Source organism: Ornithinicoccus sp. (assembly GCF_057176825.1).
The window spans coordinates 2,423,147-2,443,867 of sequence record NZ_CM169976.1 but is presented as its reverse complement, the minus strand read 5'-3'; the positions used below and the strand labels follow the sequence as shown (position 1 = coordinate 2,443,867).

Genomic DNA, 20,721 nt, shown 5'->3' with positions numbered 1-20,721 from the left:
CTCCCTGAAGGTGGCGGACCGGGTCAGTCCCGGGCGCGGCTCCCCTGCCCGACCCCGCGGGACCGCATGGTGCGCAGCGCCTCCTCGAGCAGTTCCGCCCCCGCCTGCTCGGAGCGGCGCTCCTTCACGTAGGCCAGGTGCGTCTTGTATGGCTCGGTGCGCGGCGGCGCGGGCGGGTTCTGCTCGTCCTGGCCGGCCGGGAACCCGCACCGCGGGCAGTCCCACTCCTCCGGGACCTCCAGGGCCTCGTCGTTGGCGAAGCTCGGCCGCGTCTCGTGGCCGTTGGCGCACCAATAGGAGATGACGACACGGGGCGCGGTCTCACCGCGCTCGGCCTCCCCCATCGGTCCGGCTCCGACCCGGCTCCCTCTGATGGCGTTCGTCCCGACCACCGTTGCTCCTCACGTCACAGGGGTTGTGTGGGCACACTACCCCAGTGACCTGCGGGTTTGAAGGGTCTCCGGGCACCCGGAGTGGCGCACGCGTCGGTCAGGCGAAGCGGATCAGCAGGCCGATGCCCACGATGGAAGCGACCCAGATGACCGAGACCGCGACGGTGATGCGGTTCAGGTTGCGCTCCGCGACGGAGGAGCCGCCGAGGCTGCTGGACATGCCCCCGCCGAACATGTCGGACATACCGCCGCCCCGACCCTTGTGCATGAGGATCAGCAGCACCAGGAAGATGCTGCTCAGTGCGAGCAGCACATCGAGGAAGATCCGGACAGCGGTCACTGCAACACCTTACGTAGGGACGGAATCAGAACGAGCGCGAAGAACAGGGTAACCCACGAGGACGGGGTCTCCGTGTCACCCCTGCCCGCCGTGGTGGTCCCGGTAGCGGCAGATGGAGACGAAGTCCTCCACCTCGATCGAGGCGCCGCCCACGAGCGCACCGTCCACGTCCTCCTCGGCCATGATGGCCGCGACGTTGCCGGGCTTGACCGACCCGCCGTACAGGACCCGCACGGCGTCGGCGGTGTCACCGCTCGTCAGCTCCGCGAGCCGGGTCCGGATTGCGCCGCACACCTCCTGGGCGTCGGCCGGCGTGGCCACCTCGCCGGTCCCGATCGCCCAGACCGGCTCGTAGGCCACGACGATCGTGGCGACCTCCTCGGCGGAGAGTCCTTCCAGCGCGGCGTCCAGCTGGGCCAGGACGTGGGGCACCTGCTCACCGGCCTGGCGCACCTCCAGCGCCTCCCCGACACACAGGATCGGGCTGAGCCCGTGCCGCAGCGCCGCCCGCACCTTGGCCGCGACCGTCGCATCGTCCTCCCCGTGCAGCGCACGGCGCTCGCTGTGTCCCACCACGACATACGTGCATCCCAGCTTGGCCAGGAACGCCCCGGAGATCTCCCCCGTGTAGGCCCCGGCGTCGTGCTGGGAGAGGTCCTGACCGCCGTAGCGGAGCTCGAGCTTGTCGCCCTGCACGATGGTCTGGACCGAGCGCAGGTCGGTGAACGGCGGCAGCACGGCGACCTCCACCGCACCGAAGTCGTGCTTGCCGTCCCGCAGCCCCCAGTCCAGCTTCTGCACCAGGTGCGTGGCCTGGAGGTGGTCCAGGTTCATCTTCCAGTTGCCCGCCAGCAGCGGGGTGCGCTCGGCCATCGGTCCTCGGCTCTCTTCTCGCGTATGTCGTCAGTCGGGCCCGGCGGCGACGCCGGGGCATGGTGTGGTCCGGGGCCTCAGTCCTCCAGCACGGTGAGGCCGGGCAGTTCCTTGCCCTCCAGGAACTCCAGGGAGGCGCCGCCCCCGGTCGAGATGTGCCCGAAGTCCTCGTCGGAGAACCCCAGCTGGCGCACGGCGGCGGCGCTGTCCCCGCCACCGACGACGGTGAGGGCACCGTCCGCGGTGATGACCACCAGGGCACGAGCGACGGCCTCGGTGCCCGCGGCGAACGGGGCCATCTCGAAGGCGCCCATCGGCCCGTTCCAGAACACCGTGCGGGTGTCCGCGAGACGCTCGGCGAACGCCCGGGCCGAGTCGGGCCCGATGTCCAGGCCCATCCGGTCCGCCGGGATGTTCTCCACCGGCACCACCTCGTGGTCGGCATCGGCGGAGAACTCCGTCGCCGCGACGACGTCCGTGGGCAGCACGATCTCGACCCCGCGCTGCTGCGCCGTCTCGAGGTAGCCCCGCACCGTGTCCACCTGGTCGGCCTCGAGCAGGCTCGTGCCCACCTCATGGCCCTGGGCCTTGAGGAAGGTGAACACCATGCCGCCACCGACCAGGATGCGGTCGGCCGTGCCCAGCAGGTTCTCGATCACCCCGAGTTTGTCGCTGACCTTGGCCCCGCCCAGCACCACGGCATACGGGCGTTCCGGATCCTGCGTGAGGCGACGCAGCACGTCCACCTCGGTGCCTACCAGGCCACCGGCGGCGTGTGGCAGACGCTGCGCGATGTCATAGACGCTGGCCTGCTTGCGATGCACGACACCGAAGCCGTCGCTGACGAAGACGTCGGCCAGGGCGGCCAACTCGTCGGCGAACGCGCCGCGCTCGTCGTCGTCCTTGGCGGTCTCGCCCGCGTTGAAGCGGAGGTTCTCCAGGAGCAGCACCTGCCCGTCCTGGAGGCTCGCGGCCAGGTCCCGCGCCGAGTTGCCGACGGTGTCGTCGGCAAAGGCCACCGGGGCGCCCAGCAGCTCGGAGAGCCGGCTCGCTACGGGCCGCAGCGAGTAGCGCGCCTCCGGCACGCCCTTGGGGCGGCCCAGGTGGGCACAGACGATGACCCGGGCCCCGGCCTCGGCCAGTGCCTGCACCGTCGGGACGGAGGCCCGGACCCGGCCGTCGTCGGTGATCGTGCCGGATTCGTCCAGCGGAACGTTCAGGTCGCTGCGGACCAGGACGCGACGGCCGCGCAGGTCTCCCAGGTCCTCGACGGTCTTCATGGCTCCCGTCCGCCTCAGAGGGAGGCGCCCACGAGGGCGGTGAGGTCCACCAGGCGGTTGGAGTAGCCCCACTCGTTGTCGTACCACCCGACCACCTTGACCTGGTTGCCGATCACCTTGGTCAGGCCGGCGTCGAAGATGCAGGAGGCCGGGTCGGTCTCGATGTCCTTGGACACGATCGGGTCCTCGGTGTAGCGCAGAATCCCCTGCAGCGCACCCTCGGCGGCCGCCTTGACCGCCGCGTTGACCTCCTCGACGGTGGTCTCGCGGCCCGCCTCGAAGGTCAGGTCGGTCGCGGAGCCGGTCGGCACCGGGACGCGGAGGGCGTAGCCGTCCAGCTTGCCGACCAGGTCGGGCAGCACCAGGCCGATGGCCTTGGCGGCCCCGGTGGAGGTCGGCACGATGTTGAGCGCCGCGGCCCGCGCGCGACGCAGGTCCTTGTGCGGCCCGTCCTGCAGGTTCTGGTCGGCCGTGTAGGCGTGGATGGTGGTCATCAGGCCCTTGACGATGCCGAACTCCTCGTGCAGCACCTTGGCCATCGGGCCCAGGCAGTTCGTGGTGCAGGAGGCGTTGGAGATGATGTGGTGCTGCGCCGGGTCGTACTCGCTGTCGTTGACCCCGAGCACCACCGTGAGGTCCTCGTTCTTGCCGGGGGCGGAGATGATGACCTTCTTGGCCCCGCCGTCGATGTGTGCCTTCGCCTTCGTGGCGTCGGTGAAGATCCCGGTGGACTCCACCACCACGTCGGCGCCCAGGTCGCCCCACGGCAGGGCCGCCGGGTCCTTCTCGGCGAAGGCCTTGAAGGACTGGCCGCCGACCTTGATCTCGTCGTCGGTGGAGGTCACCTCCTCCTCCAGCCGCCCCAGGATGGAGTCGTACTTCAGCAGGTGCGCCAGCGTGGCGTTGTCGGTGAGATCGTTGACCCCCACGATCTCGACATCGGCCCCCGAGGCCAGGACGGCCCGAGCGTAGTTCCGGCCGATCCGGCCGAAGCCGTTGATACCAACACGAACGGTCATGGTTGCCTCCCGTGGCAGTGGGTGCGGCCGGAGCCGCGGTGGAATGGGTCGTCCTGGTCCAAACCTAGGGGATGGATCAGTCGTCGAACATCTCCGGGGTCAGGTTGGCGTCGGTGCCATCGATGCCCAGGTCCTCCGCCCGCCGGTCGGCCATGGCGAGCAGCCTGCGGATCCGACCCGCGACGGCGTCCTTGGTCATCGGCGGGTCGGCCAGCTGCCCCAGCTCCTCCAGACTGGCCTGCTTGTGCTGCACCCGCAGCATCCCGGCGACCCGCAGGTGCTCGGGGACCTCGTCGGCCAGGATCTCCAGGGCCCGCTCGACACGGGCGCCCGCCGCGACCGCAGCGCGGGCCGAGCGGCGCAGGTTCGCGTCGTCGAAGTTCGCCAGCCGGTTGGCCGTGGCCCGCACCTCGCGGCGCATCCGGCGCTCCTCCCAGGCCAGGACCGCGTCGTGGGCGCCCAGCCGCGTCAGCATGGCCCCGATAGCGTCGCCGTCCCGGATGACGACACGGTCCACCCCGCGGACCTCGCGGGCCTTGGCGGCGATCCCCAGGCGGCGCGCCGCCCCGACCAGCGCCAGCGCCGACTCGGCACCGGGGCAGGTGATCTCCAGGGCCGACGAACGGCCCGGTTCGGTGATCGAGCCGTGCGCCAGGAAGGCGCCGCGCCAAGCCGCCTCGGCGTCGCACACGGAGGCGCCCACGATGCGTGGCGGCAATCCCCGCACGGGCCGGCCCCGATGATCGATCAGTCCCGTCTGTCGGGCCAGCGCCTCCCCGTCGGAGGTGGCCCGCACGACGTACCGCGTGCCCTTGCGCAACCCGCCGGGGCTCATCACCACCAGCTCGCTGGTCGCGCCGTAGACGTCCCCCATGAAGGCACGCAGCCGCCGGGCTGCCTGGGCCGTGTCCACCTCGGCCTCGATCACGATGCGGCCCCCGATGATGTGCAGTCCCCCGGCGAAGCGCAGGATCGTGGAGACCTCGGCCTTGCGGCAGCAGGTCTTGGTGACCGGCAGCCGACTCAACTCGTCCTTGACCTTGGCGGTCATCGCCATCGCCGTCATCCTCCCGTTGCGTGTGCGACCCGAGACTGGTTCAGCCACCCAGGATCACGTCCCGGTAGGCAGCGGCGAGGCGCAGGGTGTCGTGCTCGGCCCGGGACCGCATCTTGCGGACCGGCGCGACCATCAGGTCGGCCCCGACCCCGGCCGCGACCTCACGCAGGACGCGGTCGTCGGACCGCACCACCGTGGGGTCGACCACCACATAGTCGAGCTGCAGGTCGGGCGCGTGGGCGGAGAGCACCTCCAGGTGCTCGGCCGCCGAGAAGCCATGGGTCTCGTCGTCGTCGGTGCCCACGTTCAGGGTCAGGATCCGGCGCGCCGGGGTGTCGACCAGCGCCTGCTGCATGTCGGGGACCAGGAGGTGGGGCATCACGGAAGTGAACCACGAACCGGGCCCGAGGATCACCCAGTCGGCCAGTTTGACGGCCTCCACCGCCTCGGCGCAGGCGGGCGGATCCTCCGGGAGCAGGCGGACGCTGACCACCCGACCGGAGGTCTTGGCCACGGTCGACTGGCCGCGCACCACCGTCAGGTCCTCGTCGTCCTCGGTGTCGCCGAGGCCGGCCACGGTGGCCTCGATGTCGAGCGGGATGGAGGACACGGGCAGCACCCGGCCCCGGGTGTTCAGCAACCGGCCGACCAGGTCGAGGCCGCGCACCGGGTCGTCGTCCAGGAGCTCCCACAGCCCCATGATCAGCAGGTTGCCGATGGGGTGTCCGGCCAGGTCGGACTGGCCGGACAGCCGGTGTTGCAGCACGGCGCTCCACTGGTGGCCCCAGACGGTGTCTTCGCAGAGCGCGGCCAATGCCATCCGCAGGTCCCCGGGCGGCAGGATGTCGAACTCCCGTCGGAGTCGGCCGCTGGACCCGCCGTCGTCGGCCACGGTGACGACCGCGGTGATCGCCTCGGTGATGTGTCGCAGCGCCTGCAACGATGCCGAGAGCCCGTGGCCACCGCCCAGGGCGACGACGCGTTGCGGCCCCTGCACGCTGGTGCTCATTCCCGCCCCAGGTCACGGTGGAGGGCGGTCACGGCGACCCCCTCGGGCAGGTTCATCTGCGCGACGATGGCCTCGGAGACGGCCACCGAGCGGTGCTTGCCGCCGGTGCACCCGACCGCGATGGTGACGTACCGGCGGCCCTCGGCGAGGTAGCCGGCCGTGGCGATGTCCAGCATCCGGCAGGCGGTCTCGACGAACTCGGCAGCGCCCGGGCGGGAGAGCACGAAGTCGCGGACCTGCGGGTCCTTGCCGTTGTAGGGCCGCAGCTCCGGATCCCAGTACGGGTTGGGCAGGAACCGCAGGTCGAAGACGATGTCGGCGTCCAGGGGGATGCCGTACTTGAAGCCGAAGGAGAGCACCACCAGCCGGAGCCGGACGCTCGCGTCCGCGTTGAGCAGGTCGTCGACCTTGGCGGTGAGCTGGTGCACGTTGTAGCCGGTGGTGTCGACCACGACGTCAGCCATCGAGCGCATGTCCCCGAGCACACTGCGCTCGCGCTGGATGCCGTCCAGCAACAGCCCGTCGCCCTGCAACGGGTGGGGGCGGCGCACCGACTCGAACCGCCGGACCAGCGCTTCGTCGGAGCTGTCCACGAAGACGATCCGGGGATTCCACCCGCGGGACCGCAATTCCCGGACAGTGCCCTGCAGCTCGGTCGAGAAGTCGCGGCTGCGGGCGTCGATCACCGCGGCGACGTTCTGCTCGCGGGGGTCCTCACCGATCAGCTCGACCAGCGGCAGCAGCATCCGCAGCGGCAGGTTGTCCACGACATACCAGCCGCGGTCCTCCAGCAGGTTGGCGGCTGTGGTGCGACCGGCTCCGCTCATCCCGGTGAGCAGGACGAACTGGTGCGTCGGCCCGGCCTCGCCGCTGCCTGTGGTCGTGGCCCGGTCCATGCGCCCTCCTCAGTCGACAACTTCGCCAGTGGTCAGGTTAACGGCGGGGACGGCAGTCTCCGAGTCCGCGCTCAGCTTGACCAGGATGGCCTCCGCCAGGGCCGGCCCGATCCCCGGCACCTCCACGAGGTCCTCGGCCCGGGCCTGCCGGATCCGTTTCACCGAGCCGAACCGGCGCAGCAGCGCCTTCCGGCGGGCCGGCCCGAGGCCCGGGATGCCGTCGAGCTGGCTCGCCGTCATGCTCTTGGAGCGTCGTTGCCGGTGGAAGGTGTTGGCGAACCGGTGGGCCTCGTCCCGCACGCGTTGCAGCAGGTAGAGCCCCTCGCTGGTGCGGGGTAGGACGACCGGGAACTCCTGCCCGGGCAACCACACCTCCTCCAGCCGCTTGGCCAACCCGATCACCGAGACGTCCGTCACGCCCACCTCGGTCATCGCCGCCTGCGCGGCGTTCACCTGGGGCAGGCCACCGTCCACCACCACCAGGTTGGGCGGGTAGGCGAACCGTGCGGGGCGACCGTCGTCCCCGGTCTGGTCCTGCGGTTCGGCCAGGTGCCGGAAGCGCCGGGTCAGCACCTCATGCATCGCGGCCGTGTCGTCGGAGTCGCCCTCGCGCACGATGAAACGCCGGTACTCGGACTTGCGGGCCAGACCGTCCTCGAAGACCACCATCGAACCCACGACGTCGGTGCCCTGCACGTGGCTGATGTCGAAGGACTCGATCCGCAGCGGCGCCTCGTCGAGCTCGAGCACGTCCTGCAGCTCCTGCAGGGCCTGGCTGCGCAGCGTGAGGTCACCGGAGCGGGCCACCTTGTGCCGAGCCAGGGACTGCTGGGCGTTGCGTCCCACCGTCTCCAGCAGGGTCCGCTTCGGGCCGCGCCGCGGCACCCGCAGGTCGACCCGTGCACTCCGCAGGCCCCCGAGCCACGCCACGAGGTTGTCGACGCCTGCGGGCAGGATGGGGACGAGGACCTCCCGGGGCACCGCCTCGGGAGACTCCCCGCCGTAAACCTGCTGCAGCAGGTGCTCCATGACCTCGGCGGTGTCCTCGGCGCCCTTCTCGCTGACCCAGCCCCGTTGCCCACGCACCCGGCCGCCGCGCACGTGAAAGACCTGGACGGCGACCTCCAACTCGTCCTCGGCGAGGGCGAACACGTCGGCGTCGGTCGCGTCGGGGAGCACGACCGCGGACTTCTCCAGGGCCTTCTGCAGCGCGGCGATGTCATCCCGCAGCCGGGCCGCCTGCTCGAAGTCCAGCTCGGCGCTGGCGGCCTTCATCCGCTGCTCGAGGCGCTTGACGAACCGGCCCGTGTCGCCCGCCATGAAGTCGCAGAACTCTGCGGCGATGGCCCGGTGCTCCTCGGCGCTGACCGTGCCCACGCACGGGGCGGCGCACTTGTCGATGTAGCCCAGCAGGCACGGGCGCCCCACTTGGCCGGCCCGCCGGAAGACACCCTTGCTGCAGGTGCGGAGCGGGAACACGCGCAGCAGCAGGTCCAGGGTCTCGCGGATGGCCCAGGCGTGGGCGTAGGGCCCGAAGTAGCGGGTGCCCGGCTTCTTCGCCCCCCGCATCACCTGGGCGCGGGGAAACTCCTCGCCCATCGTGACCGCCAGGTAGGGGTAGGACTTGTCATCGCGGTACTTGACGTTGAAGCGCGGGTCGAACTCCTTGATCCAGGAGTACTCCAGCTGCAACGCCTCGACCTCGTTGCGCACCACGGTCCACTCGACGCTGGCCCCGGTGAGCACCATGGACCGGGTGCGCGGGTGCAGTGCCGACAGGTCCTGGAAGTAGGAGCTCAGCCGGGGCCGCAGCGACTTGGCCTTGCCGACGTAGATCACCCGGCCGTGCTGGTCGCGGAACCGGTAGACGCCCGCGTCGGTGGGGATCTCCCCGGGCTTCGGCCGGTAGCTGGAGGGGTCGGTCATGCCGAGGAGGAGCGGCGGGTCCGCGCCAGCAGGGGCGCGAGGAAGCGACCGGTGTAGCTGTTGGCCTGCTGCGCCACCTGCTCCGGGGTGCCCTCGGCGATCACGCGGCCACCTCCGACTCCGCCCTCGGGCCCCAGGTCGATAACCCAGTCGGCGCTCTTGATGACATCGAGGTTGTGCTCGATGACGATGACGGTGTTGCCCTTGTCGACCAGTCCCTGCAGCACCCCCAACAACTTGCGGATGTCCTCGAAGTGCAGGCCGGTCGTCGGCTCGTCGAGCACGTAGCTGGTGCGCCCGGAGGACCGCTTCTGCAGCTCGGCTGCCAGCTTGACCCGTTGCGCCTCGCCGCCGGACAGGGTCGGGGCGGGCTGCCCGAGCCGCACGTAGCCCAGGCCCACGGCGACCAGCGTCTTGAGGTGACGCGCGATGGCCGGGACGGCGGCGAAGAACTCCGCGGCCTCCTCGATCGGCATGTCCAGCACCTCGGCGATGGTGCGCCCCTTGAAGTGCACCTCGAGGGTCTCGCGGTTGTAGCGCGCCCCGTGGCAGACCTCGCAGGGGACGTAGACGTCGGGCAGGAAGTTCATCTCGATCTTGAGCGTGCCGTCGCCGGAGCACGACTCACAGCGCCCGCCTTTGACGTTGAACGAGAAGCGCCCGGGCAGGTAGCCGCGGATCTTGGCCTCGGTCGTCTCGGCGAAGAGCTTGCGGATGTGGTCGAACACGCCCGTGTAGGTCGCGGCGTTGCTCCGCGGGGTCCGCCCGATGGGGCTCTGGTCGACGTGCACGACCTTGTCCAGCTCGCCGAGTCCCTCGACCCGGGTGTGCCGCCCCGGGACCCTCCGGGCACCGTTGAGCTGGTTGGCCATGACCGTGTAGAGGATGTCGTTGACCAGCGTCGACTTGCCGGAGCCGGACACGCCGGTGACCGCGATGAGGTTGCCCAGCGGGAAGGACACCGTGACGTTGTCGAGGTTGTTCTCCCGGCCCCCGATCACGGTGACGGCGCGACCGTCCTGGGGGCGCCGCTCGGCAGGAGTCTGGATGACGCGCCTCCCGGAGAGGTACTCCCCCGTGATCGAGTCGGGGTGCGCCAGGAGGTCCTGCACCGTGCCGGAGTGCACCACCTGGCCGCCGTGCTCGCCGGCGCCCGGCCCGATGTCGACGACCCAGTCGGACGCGGCGATGGTGTCCTCGTCGTGCTCCACCACGATCAGCGTGTTGCCGAGGTCGCGCAGCCGGGTCAGGGTCTCGATCAACCGGTGGTTGTCCCGCTGGTGCAACCCGATCGACGGCTCGTCCAGCACGTAGAGGACGCCGACGAGCCCCGACCCGATCTGGGTGGCCAGCCGGATCCGCTGCGCCTCACCGCCGGACAGGGTGGCGGCGGGTCGACTCAGCGCCAGGTAGTCCAGGCCGACGTCCAGCAGGAAGCCGAGCCGGGAGTCGATCTCCTTGATCACCCGCTCGGCGATCTGCCGCTCCCGCTCGGTGAACTCCACCGTGGCCAGGAAGTCGCGGCACTGGTCGATCGGCAGGGAGCACACCTCGGCGATGCTGCGTCCGCCCAGCAACACCGCCAGGATCTCCGGCTTGAGCCGGGCACCCTGGCACGTGGGGCACGGGACCTCGCGCATGTAGGCCTCGTAGCGCTCCCGGCTGGAGTCCGAGTCGGTCTCGGCGTGCTTGCGCTTGACGTAGGGGATGACCCCCTCGAACCCGGTCGAGTAGGACCGTTCCCGGCCGAACCGGTTGCGGTAGCGCACATGCACCTTGTGCTTGTAGCCCTGCAGGATGGCGTCCCGGGCCCGGCCCGGCAGCGAGCGCCACGGGGAATCGAGGGAGAACTTCAGGTCCTCCCCCAGGCCGCCCAGCACCCGCAGGTAGTAGTCGGTGATGCCCTGGGCGTTGGACCAGGGGGCGATCGCGCCCTCCAGGATGCTGCGATCGGGGTCCTGGATGACCAGCTCGGGGTCGACCTCCAGCTCCACTCCGATCCCGGTGCAGGCCGGACACGCGCCGAACGGGCTGTTGAACGAGAACGACCGCGGCTCCACCTCGTCCAGTGCCAGCGGGTGGTCGTTGGGGCAGGCCATGCGCTCGGAGAAGCGGCGCTCCGGCGGCAACTCCCCCGCACCCTCCGCCGAGACGTCCACGAAGTCGACGACCAGCATGCCCCCGGCCAGTCCGAGCGCGGTCTCCACCGAGTCGGTGAGGCGGCGCCGTGCGCCCGCGTCGTCCGGCCCCTTGGCGACCAACCGGTCCACCACCACCTCGATGGTGTGCTTCTTCTGCTTCTCCAGCTCGGGCGGGTCGGTGAGCGCGACCACGTCACCGTCCACCCGGGCTCGGGCGAAGCCCTTGGCCTGGAGCTCGGTGAAGAGCTCGACGAACTCACCCTTGCGCGACCGCACGACCGGCGCCAGCACCTGGAAGCGGGTGCGGTCCGGCAGCTCCAGCAGCCGGTCGACGATCTGCTGCGGGGTCTGCCGGGTCACCGGCTCCATGCACACCGGGCAGTGCGGCCTGCCGGCCCGGGCATACAGCAGACGCAGGTAGTCGTAGACCTCGGTGATGGTGCCGACGGTCGAGCGCGGGTTGCGGTTGGTCGACTTCTGGTCGATCGACACCGCCGGGGACAGCCCCTCGATGAAGTCGACGTCCGGCTTGTCCATCTGCCCCAGGAACTGCCGGGCGTAGGCGGACAACGATTCGACGTAGCGCCGTTGCCCCTCGGCGAAGATCGTGTCGAACGCCAACGAGGATTTGCCGGAGCCGGAGAGGCCGGTGAAGACCACGAGCGCGTCACGCGGCACATCGACCGAAATGTCCTTCAGGTTGTGCTCGCGGGCACCCCGCACGACCAGACGGTCGTGGCGCGGGCGGCCGAGGACGGCGGGGCTGGTCTGGGACTTGGACGGCACGTACAGCATGGTAGGTGCCGCCACCGACAGAGGCCGCACGAACGCCGATCGCCGCCCCTCGACAACGCGCCGGCCCGGCGCCCCGGTGGGTGGGGTTTCCCGATGACCGAGCGTTATCGGTATCATCACGCAACTCGTCGGGCCGACGCCGTCCCGTGCCTCCTCGCGCGCTTTGGCGCCCCCAACCCACGACCTGGACGGTGCTATGACCTCTCTGACGCCCGCTCCTGCGCAGGCCCCCGACCAGGGGCTCTATGACCGCACGTACGAGCACGACGCCTGCGGTGTCGCGTTCGTCGCGACGCTGCGCGGCACCCCCGGTCACGACATCGTGCAGCACGCCCTCACGGCGCTGCACAACCTGGACCACCGGGGTGCCGTCGGGGCGGAGCCGGCGAGCGGCGACGGGGCCGGCATCCTCACGCAGGTCCCGGACGACTTCTTCCGCGGGGTCCTGCCCGTCGACCTGCCGGAGGCGGGGCGGTATGCCGTGGGGACGGTGTTCTTCCCGGTCGGCTCGGACGTGGCGCAGCTGACCGAGGCGATCGAGCAGATCATCGACGAGTCCGGGCTGACGGTGGTGGCCTGGCGCGAGGTGCCGGTCAACCCGGAGCCGCTCGGCCCCATCGCCCGCAGCACCATGCCGGTGATGCGCCAGCTGTTCGTGGCCTCGCAGAGAGGTGAGAGCGGCCTGGCGCTGGAGCGCCGCGCCTGGGTGGCCCGGAAGCGGATCGAGCGGGCCACCACGGCATACCCGGTGTCGTTGTCCTCCCGGACCATCACCTACAAGGGGATGCTGACCACCGACCAGTTGCCCGCGTTCTTCCCCGACCTGCACGACGAACGGTTCGCCAGCACCCTGGCCGTGGTGCACTCCCGGTTCTCCACGAATACCTTCCCGTCGTGGCCGTTGGCTCACCCGTACCGGGTGATCGCGCACAACGGGGAGATCAACACCGTGCGGGGCAACCGCAACTGGATGAACGCCCGGGAGAGCAACCTGGCGGGCGACGACTTCCCCGCCGACCTCTCCTCCGTCCTGCCCATCTGCACTCCGGGGGCGAGCGACTCCGCGACCTTCGACGAGGTCCTTGAGCTACTCCACCTAGGGGGCCGTTCGCTGCCGCACGCGGTGCTGATGATGGTGCCGGAGTCGTGGGAGAACGACGAGGCGATGGACCCGCAGCTGCGGGCCTTCTACGAGTTCCACTCCATCCTGATGGAGCCATGGGACGGCCCGATGAACCTGGTCTTCACCGACGGCACCTCGGTGGGCGGGGTGCTGGACCGTAACGGGTTGCGCCCGTCGCGCTACTGGATCACCGACGACGGCCTGGTCGTGCTGGGCAGCGAGTCGGGTGTGCTGGACCTGCCCGAGGATCGGGTCGTCCGCAAGGGGCGGGTGAAGCCGGGCCGCATGTTCCTGGTCGACACCGAGGCCGGCGAGGTCGTCGACGACCGCGCGCTGAAGGCGGAGCTCGCCGCGGCCCAGCCCTACCGGGAGTGGCTCGACGATCACCTGGTGCGGTTGTCCGACCTGCCCGAGCGAGCGCACGTGCGGCACACGCACTCCTCGGTCACCCGGCGCCAGCAGATCTTCGGCTACACCGAGGAAGAGCTGCGCGTCATGCTCGCCCCGATGGCGCAGTCCGGCACCGAACCGCTCGGCGCCATGGGCTCCGACACCCCCATCGCGGCGCTCTCGGACCGCCCCCGCCTCCTGTTCGACTACTTCGTGCAGGCCTTCGCCCAGGTGACCAACCCGCCGCTGGACGCCATCCGCGAGGAGGTCGTGACCTCGCTCGCTTCCTCCACCGGACCCGAGTTGAATGTTCTTGACGAGTCCCCGGAGCACGCGCGCCAGGTGGTGCTCGACTTCCCGGTCATCGACAACGACCAGCTCGCCCAGCTCCGCCACATCAACCTCGAGGGGTTGCACCCCGACCTGGCCCCCGTGGTGGTCCGCGGCCTCTACCGGGTCGACGGTGGTGCGCGGGCCCTGGCCGAGCGACTCGCGGAGATCTGCGCCCAGGTGTCGGAGGCGGTGGAGCGCGGCGCGTTCTTCGTCGTCCTCTCCGACCGCCACTCCGACCGGGAGCACGCCCCGATCCCCTCGCTCCTGCTGACCAGCGCGGTGCACCACCACCTGGTCCGCGAGCGCACCCGCACCCGGGTGGGGCTGCTGGTCGAGGCCGGCGACGTGCGGGAGGTGCACCACGTCGCCACCCTGGTCTCCTACGGCGCCGCCGCGGTCAACCCCTACCTGGCGATGGAGTCCGTCGAGGACCTCTGCCGCTCGGGCCGCCAACTGGATGGTCTGGACCCCGACGTGGCCATCGCCAACCTCATCAAGGCACTCGGCAAGGGTGTGCTGAAGGTGATGAGCAAGATGGGCATCTCCACGGTCTCCTCCTACCGGGGCGCCCAGACCTTCGAGGCGGTCGGCCTGGCCCAGGACCTGGTCAACCGCTGGTTCACCGGCACTTCCAGCCAGCTGGGCGGCGCGGACCTGTCCGTCATCGCCGAGGAGGTAGCGCGGCGGCACTCCGTCGCCTACCCCCTGTCCGGCATCGCGCCCTACCACCGTGACCTGGAGATCGGCGGGGAGTACCAGTGGCGCCGTGAGGGACCGCCGCACCTGTTCAACCCCGAGACGGTGTTCCGCCTGCAGCACTCGACGCGGACGGCGCGCTACGACATCTTCCGGCAGTACACCGACCTGGTCGACGACCAGTCCGAGCACCTGATGACCCTGCGCGGCCTGCTCCAGCTGAGCCCCGACCGGGAGCCCGTGCCGCTGGAGGAGGTCGAGCCGGTATCGGCCATCGTCGCCCGCTTCTCCACCGGCGCGATGAGCTACGGGTCCATCTCCCGGGAGGCCCACGAGACCCTTGCCATCGCGATGAACCGGCTCGGCGGCCGTTCCAACACCGGTGAGGGCGGCGAGGACGTCGACCGGTTGCTGGACCCGGAGCGCCGCTCCGCGATCAAGCAGGTGGCCTCCGGGCGGTTCGGCGTGACCAGCGCCTACCTGGTGCACGCCGACGACATCCAGATCAAGGTGGCCCAGGGAGCCAAGCCGGGCGAGGGCGGACAACTGCCGCCCGGCAAGGTCTACCCGTGGGTGGCGGCGACCCGGCACTCCACCGCCGGGGTGGGCCTGATCTCCCCTCCCCCGCACCACGACATCTACTCGATCGAGGACCTGGCCCAGCTGATCCACGACCTGAAGAACGCCAACCCGGACGCCAGGGTGCACGTGAAGCTGGTCAGCCAGGTCGGCGTCGGGACCGTCGCCGCCGGTGTCTCCAAGGCACACGCGGACGTCGTCCTCATCTCCGGGCACGACGGCGGCACCGGGGCCAGTCCCCTCACCTCGCTGAAGCATGCCGGGACCCCGTGGGAGCTGGGCCTGGCAGAGACCCAGCAGACCCTGCTGGCCAACGGCCTGCGGGACCGGATCACGGTCCAGGTGGACGGCCAGCTGAAGACCGGCCGCGACGTGCTGATCGCCGCGCTGCTCGGCGGGGAGGAGTTCGGCTTCGCCACCGCTCCCCTGGTGGTCTCCGGCTGCGTGATGATGCGGGTGTGCCACCTCGACACCTGTCCCGTCGGGGTCGCCACCCAGAACCCGGAGCTGCGGGAGCGCTACCAGGGCAAGGCCGATCACGTGGTCACCTTCTTCGAGTTCATCGCCGAGCAGGTGCGGGAGCTGCTCGCCGGGCTCGGGTACCGCACGCTCGACGAGGTCATCGGCCGGACCGACCTGCTCAACGCCGTGCGCGCCGTGAACCACTGGAAGGCCGACGGCCTGGACCTCACGCCGCTGCTGCACCTGCCCGAGCTCTCCGACGGCGCGTCCCGCCGCCGGACCACGGGGCAGGACCACGGCCTGGACCGGGCGCTGGACCACCAGCTGATCGCCGCCGCGGAGCCGGCCCTGATCGACCGCACCCCCGTCACCGCACAGTTCGCGGTGCGCAACGTCAACCGGACCGTCGGCACGATGCTCGGCAACCGGGTGACCCGCGCCGCCGGCCCGGAGGGGCTGCCCGACGGGACGATCGACTTCACCCTGACCGGGTCCGCTGGCCAGTCCTTCGGCGCCTTCCTGCCCCGCGGCGTGACGCTGCGCCTCGTGGGCGATGCCAACGACTATGTCGGCAAGGGCCTGTCCGGCGGCAGCATCGTGGTCCGCCCGGCCGACGGGGCCGGGTTCCTCACCCAGGACGGCGCCGAGGCCCAGGTGGTCGCCGGCAACGTCATCGCCTACGGGGCCACGTCCGGCCAGCTCAACCTGCGCGGCGTCGTCGGCGAACGGTTCTGCGTGCGCAACTCCGGCGCCATCGCCGTCGTGGAGGGCGTGGGCGACCACGCGCTCGAGTACATGACCGGGGGCACCGTCGTCGTCCTCGGGCCGACCGGTCGCAACCTCGGCGCAGGGATGTCCGGCGGCACGGCATACGTGCTCGACTTGGACCGCGACCGGGTGAACCCGCAGGCACTGGGCGGTGACCTGCTGCTGCTCGAGGTGGAGCCCGGCTCCGCCGAGGCCGCCACCGTGCGCGAGCTGCTCGAGGGGCACGTGCAGCTCACCGGGTCCACCGTCGCCCAGGCCCTGCTCGACATGGGCGAGGCCGCCTGGGCCAGCCGGTTCACCCACGTCACCCCGCGCCAGTACGCCAGCGTCACCCGGATCCGTGAGCAGGTCCGCGAACGCGGCGAGGACCCGGACGGTCCGCACGCCTGGCAGCTGATCCTGGAGGAGTCCCATGGCTGACCCGAAGGGCTTCCTGAAGCACCGCGACCGTTCCGAGCAGCCGTCCCGACCGGTCCCCATCCGGATCCAGGACTGGCACGAGGTCCACACCTCCCAGGAGGACCGCGTCCTGCGCGGACAGGCATCGCGCTGCATGGACTGCGGCATCCCGTTCTGCCACCAGGGCTGCCCCCTGGGCAACCTGATCCCGGAGTGGAACGACCTGACCCGGCGGGGCAACTTCCGGGAGGCCATCGAGCGACTGCATGCCACCAACAACTTCCCGGAGTTCACCGGCCGGCTCTGCCCGGCGCCCTGCGAGACTGCTTGCGTGCTGGGGATCAGCCAGCCGCCCGTGACGATCAAGCAGGTCGAGGTCTCGATCATCGACCGGGCCTTCGACAACGGCCTGGTCACCCCGGAGGAGCCGGACTGGCTCAGCGGCAAGACGGTGGCCGTCGTCGGCTCGGGCCCGGCGGGCCTGGCGGCCGCCCAGCAGCTGGGACGTGCCGGTCACACCGTGGTCGTCTTCGAGCGGGACGATGCGGTCGGCGGGCTGCTGCGCTACGGCATCCCGGAGTTCAAGATGGAGAAGGCGGTGCTGGACCGGCGGCTGGTCCAGCTGCGCGGGGAGGGCATCCGGTTCAAGACCGGCGTGGCCATCGGCGGGGACGGCCCGGACGACATGTCCCTGACCGACCTGCAGGAGCGGTTCGACGCGGTCGTGCTCGCCACCGGCTCCACCGTCCCCCGCCCGGTCGGCACCCCCGGCGAACACCTGGCCGGCGTCATGCCCGCGATGGAGTACCTCGTCCCTGCCAACCGCGAGGCGCTCGGCGGCGAGCCGGGCCCGAGCGCCGAGGGCCTAGATGTCGTGATCATCGGCGGGGGCGACACCGGCGCCGACTGCTACGGCACAGCGATCCGGCAGGGCGCCCGGAGCGTCACACAGTTGGACATCAGGCCGCAGCCGCCGACCGACCGGCCGGAGCACCACCCGTGGCCCATGTACCCGTTGATCCACCGCGTGGGCGACTCCCACGAGGAGGGGGGCGAACGGGTCTTCGGCGTCAACACCCTGGAGCTGCACGACGACGGCAACGGCCGGGTCAGCGGGGTCCGGGTCGTCGACGGCGAACGCATCGACCGCCGGTTCGACCCGTATGCGGGCACCGAGCGGGACCTGCCCGCGCAGTTGGTCCTGGTGGCGCTGGGCTTCACCGGCCCCGAGCCCGAGGTCGCCGGCGACCTCGAGCTGGAGCGCACCTCCCGCGGCAACTTCGCCCGGGACGAGCGGTACGCCACCGCCCACGACGGCGTCTTCGTGACCGGCGACGCCGGGCGCGGTCAGTCACTCATCGTGTGGGCCATCGCCGAGGGCCGCGCCTGCGCCGCCGCGGTCGATGAGTACCTCATCGGCAGCACCTCCCTGCCCTTCCCCGTCCGCCCCAGCGACCAGCCCATCTCGGTCTAGCCCCACCCCCCCACCCCCCACCCCCACCCCACCCTCGACCGGACGCGTCGTCTGGCGGTCCCAGCCCGCACCGGACGCGTCGTCTGGCGGTCCCAGCCGGCACCGGACGGGTCGTCTGGCGACCACACGGCATACAGGGAGGTGCTGCAACCCTGTCGCCGCGGGCGCACGGTGGGCATGATGGACCCATGGGCACCGTGACGGTCGGCACCTTCAACGTGGAGAACCTGTTCGCCCGGCCCAAGGCGTTCGACACCTCCGACTGGTCGGTCGGCGAGCCCGTCCTCGCCGCCTACCGCGAGTTCACCGACCTCAGCGCGAAGACCACGTATGACGACGCGGACCGGACACGCCTGCGGGAGCTGTTGCTCGTGCTGGAGATCTACTACCGCAACTGCCACGGAGCCATCCGCCGCCGGTTCAGCGCCGATCCACCGTGGGCCTGGCTGCGCAAGAACCGCGGCAGCTTCGACCGCGAGCCCGCGGACCCGACGCAGGACGTGCAGATCGTGGCAGCCGGTCGCGGCGACTGGATCGGCTGGGTGGAGCTGGCGACATCCGTCAGCGACGAGATCGGGATCGCCATGACGGCCCGGGTGATCCGGGACATCGACGCAGACATCCTGGCCATCGTCGAGGCTGAGGACCGACCCTCGCTGCAACGGTTCAACACCGAGTTCCTCGCGGGGATGTACCGCCACGTCATGCTGGTGGACGGCAACGACGCCCGCGGCATCGACGTGGGCCTGCTGACCAAACCAGGCTTCGAGATCCGCTCGATCCGCTCCCACGTGGACCTGACCGACGCCCGGGGGCAGGTCTTCAGCCGGGACTGCCCGGTCTTTCGGGTGATCACCCCGGGCGGCGCCGTCCACCTGGCCGTGAACCACTTCAAGAGCCAGTCCGGCGGCGGCGGAGCGACGCGGCGCAGGCAGGCCGAGGCGGTGCGCGCCATCGCCGACGACCTGGTGTATGCCGGGGAGCGGGTGATCGTGCTGGGTGACCTGAACGAGGGGCAACCGGACGAACAGACGCCGGCGGCGAACCTGGCGCCGCTGTTCGATCCCGACGGGCCGCTACGGTCCTGCTTCGACCACCCCGAGTTCGACGTCGGGCCACGTCCGGGAACCTTCGACACCTGCAGCATCCGCAACCGGCTCGACTACCTGCTCTACTCCACCACGCTGGCCCGTGCCTTCCGCCGCGGCACCGTCCACCGGGCCGGGCTGTGGGGCCAGCGCAAGACCCGCCCCACTGCGTGGGAGACCTACCCCGAGATGACCGCTGGCATCCACCAGGCCTCGGACCACGCCGCCGTCACCGCAACCTTCGACCTCTAGTCGAGGTCTAGGTCCTGTGTAGGAGCGCCGCTTCCCAACCGTGCGGGGCGTTCCAACGCACCCGGGGAGGAAACGCCGCGGCGAAGGGTTGTCATCGGCGGGGGTCCACCCTAAGTTGGACCCGCTATCGGGGCCTCCTGTCCGCATACCGAACGCACCGGGCGCGCCCGGGCTGCCAGATGTGTCCAGACCTCGACTGCCCCAGGTCAACGACGCCCCCGAGGAGAACCCATGCGGAACCGCAAGGTCTGGACCCTGCTCATGGTCACTGCACTGGCGGTCACCGCCGCCGGCTGCGCGGAGGACGAGGGAGGCGACGGGGACGGCTCCACCGGAGGGGGCGGCGACGAGTCGGGGCCGATCAAGATCGGGGTGGTGCTGGACATCACCGGCGCCGGGGCGAGCCTCGGCGTGGCCGAGCGCGAGACCATCGAGATGCTGGCCGACCAGGTGAACGAGGACGGCGGGATCAACGGCCGCGAGGTCGAGGTCCTGATCGAGGACAACCAGTCCACCGAGGACGGCGCGGCCAAGGTCACCAGCTCGCTGCTGTCGACCCAGGAGGTCGACATCCTCATCGGTGCCTCCCGGACCGGCCCGAGCCTCGCTATGCGCCCGCTGGCCGAGGAGGCCGAGATCCCGATGATCTCGCTGGCCGCCAACCAGGCGATCATCGACGGCTCCGAGTGGGTCTTCAAGACCGCCCAGAACGACCGTGTCGTGCTGGAGAAGATGGTCGACGACATGTCGGCCAAGGGCTACACCAAGGTGGCCATCGCCCGCGACGCCTCCGGGTTCGGCGAGGGCATCCCGGAGATGCTCGTCGAGATCGGTGAGGAGGCCGGGATCGAGGTCGTGGCCCAGGAGAGCTTCGCCCCCGACGCGACCGACTTCACGGCCCAGATGGTGAACCTGCGCAACGCCGACGCCGACGCCGTCGTGATCTGGGGCATCCCGCCGGCCGCGGCCCTGGCGCAGAACGCCTACGTGCAACTGGACGTCGGGGCCCCCGTCTACCAGTCCCACGGCATCGGCAACCAGGTGTTCCTGGACGAGGCCGGCGCCAACGCCGACGGGCTGCTGGCACCGCTGGGCCGGATGCTGATCGCCGACCAGCTGGCCGACGACGACCCGCAGAAGGCGGTCGTGCAGACCTTCATCGCCGACTACACCGAGGCCTACGACAAGGCGCCCTCGACCTTCGCCGGTCACGCCTACGACGGGTTCATGATCGCCGTCGACGCGATCGAGGCCGTGGGCACGGACCCGGAGGCGCTCCGGGACCACCTGGAGAACGGCATCAGCGAGTGGCCCGGCGTGTCCGGTGTCTTCACGATGACGCCCGAGGACCACTCCGGGCTGACCAAGGACGCGCTGGTGATCGTGGAGGTCCAGGACGGTCAGTGGCAGCTGGCCGAGGGCCAGTAGT

General features: G+C 70.8%; 14 protein-coding genes. 4 read left to right on the top strand and 10 right to left on the bottom strand.

The genetic code is table 11. The features are described from left to right. Positions 1 to 23: 23 nt before the first annotated feature. The 10 genes from AC1QRC_RS12115 to uvrA form a co-directional block, all read right to left on the bottom strand. The gene (locus AC1QRC_RS12115; protein WP_484203551.1) at positions 24 to 392 is read right to left on the bottom strand and encodes an RNA polymerase-binding protein RbpA; all 369 of its coding nucleotides are present in this window, start codon (positions 390 to 392) and stop codon (positions 24 to 26) included. Between the two features lie 97 nt (positions 393 to 489). After that, positions 490 to 732, bottom strand: coding sequence for a preprotein translocase subunit SecG (gene secG, locus AC1QRC_RS12110; RefSeq protein WP_484203550.1), 243 nt, complete (start codon positions 730 to 732; stop codon positions 490 to 492). 75 nt (positions 733 to 807) lie between these two features. Next, a complete protein-coding gene (gene tpiA, locus AC1QRC_RS12105; protein ID WP_484203549.1) occupies positions 808 to 1,605 on the bottom strand; it encodes a triose-phosphate isomerase in 798 nt (265 codons plus the stop codon). Between the two features lie 77 nt (positions 1,606 to 1,682). Continuing rightward, on the bottom strand, positions 1,683 to 2,885 hold the full coding sequence (locus tag AC1QRC_RS12100) for a phosphoglycerate kinase (RefSeq protein WP_484203548.1): 1,203 nt from the start codon (positions 2,883 to 2,885) through the stop codon (positions 1,683 to 1,685). 14 nt (positions 2,886 to 2,899) lie between these two features. After that, positions 2,900 to 3,904 (bottom strand): type I glyceraldehyde-3-phosphate dehydrogenase, encoded by a 1,005-nt coding sequence (gap, locus tag AC1QRC_RS12095; protein ID WP_484203547.1) that lies wholly within the window; start codon positions 3,902 to 3,904, stop codon positions 2,900 to 2,902. A 76-nt stretch (positions 3,905 to 3,980) separates the two neighbouring features. Then, a complete protein-coding gene (gene whiA, locus AC1QRC_RS12090) occupies positions 3,981 to 4,961 on the bottom strand; it encodes a DNA-binding protein WhiA (protein ID WP_484203546.1) in 981 nt (326 codons plus the stop codon). A 40-nt stretch (positions 4,962 to 5,001) separates the two neighbouring features. Continuing rightward, positions 5,002 to 5,970 (bottom strand): gluconeogenesis factor YvcK family protein, encoded by a 969-nt coding sequence (locus AC1QRC_RS12085; RefSeq protein ID WP_484203545.1) that lies wholly within the window; start codon positions 5,968 to 5,970, stop codon positions 5,002 to 5,004. Continuing rightward, entirely contained in the window at positions 5,967 to 6,866 is a 900-nt protein-coding gene (gene rapZ / locus AC1QRC_RS12080) for an RNase adapter RapZ (RefSeq protein WP_484203544.1), read from the bottom strand. The genes AC1QRC_RS12085 and rapZ overlap by 4 nt, the downstream gene beginning before the upstream one ends. A gap of 9 nt (positions 6,867 to 6,875) precedes the next feature. Then, positions 6,876 to 8,792: an excinuclease ABC subunit UvrC gene (gene uvrC / locus AC1QRC_RS12075; RefSeq protein ID WP_484203543.1), complete on the bottom strand. Its 1,917-nt coding sequence runs from the start codon at positions 8,790 to 8,792 to the stop codon at positions 6,876 to 6,878. Continuing rightward, positions 8,789 to 11,728: an excinuclease ABC subunit UvrA gene (gene uvrA / locus AC1QRC_RS12070; RefSeq protein ID WP_484203542.1), complete on the bottom strand. Its 2,940-nt coding sequence runs from the start codon at positions 11,726 to 11,728 to the stop codon at positions 8,789 to 8,791. Before uvrA ends, uvrC begins: the two co-directional genes overlap by 4 nt. A gap of 196 nt (positions 11,729 to 11,924) precedes the next feature. Here uvrA and gltB point away from each other — a divergent pair, with 196 nt between their 5' ends. The 4 genes from gltB (at position 11,925) to AC1QRC_RS12050 (ending at position 20,720) form a co-directional block, all read left to right on the top strand. Beyond that, complete coding sequence (gene gltB / locus AC1QRC_RS12065) at positions 11,925 to 16,499, top strand: glutamate synthase large subunit (protein WP_484203541.1); 4,575 nt, start codon at positions 11,925 to 11,927, stop codon at positions 16,497 to 16,499. Next, positions 16,492 to 17,952: a glutamate synthase subunit beta gene (locus AC1QRC_RS12060; protein WP_484203540.1), complete on the top strand. Its 1,461-nt coding sequence runs from the start codon at positions 16,492 to 16,494 to the stop codon at positions 17,950 to 17,952. Before gltB ends, AC1QRC_RS12060 begins: the two co-directional genes overlap by 8 nt. A gap of 188 nt (positions 17,953 to 18,140) precedes the next feature. Next, positions 18,141 to 19,292, top strand: a complete 1,152-nt coding sequence (locus tag AC1QRC_RS12055; RefSeq protein WP_484203539.1) for an endonuclease/exonuclease/phosphatase family protein — start codon at positions 18,141 to 18,143, stop codon at positions 19,290 to 19,292. Positions 19,293 to 19,523: 231 nt separating this feature from the next. Beyond that, positions 19,524 to 20,720, top strand: coding sequence for an ABC transporter substrate-binding protein (locus AC1QRC_RS12050; protein ID WP_484203538.1), 1,197 nt, complete (start codon positions 19,524 to 19,526; stop codon positions 20,718 to 20,720). Position 20,721: the final 1 nt, after the last annotated feature.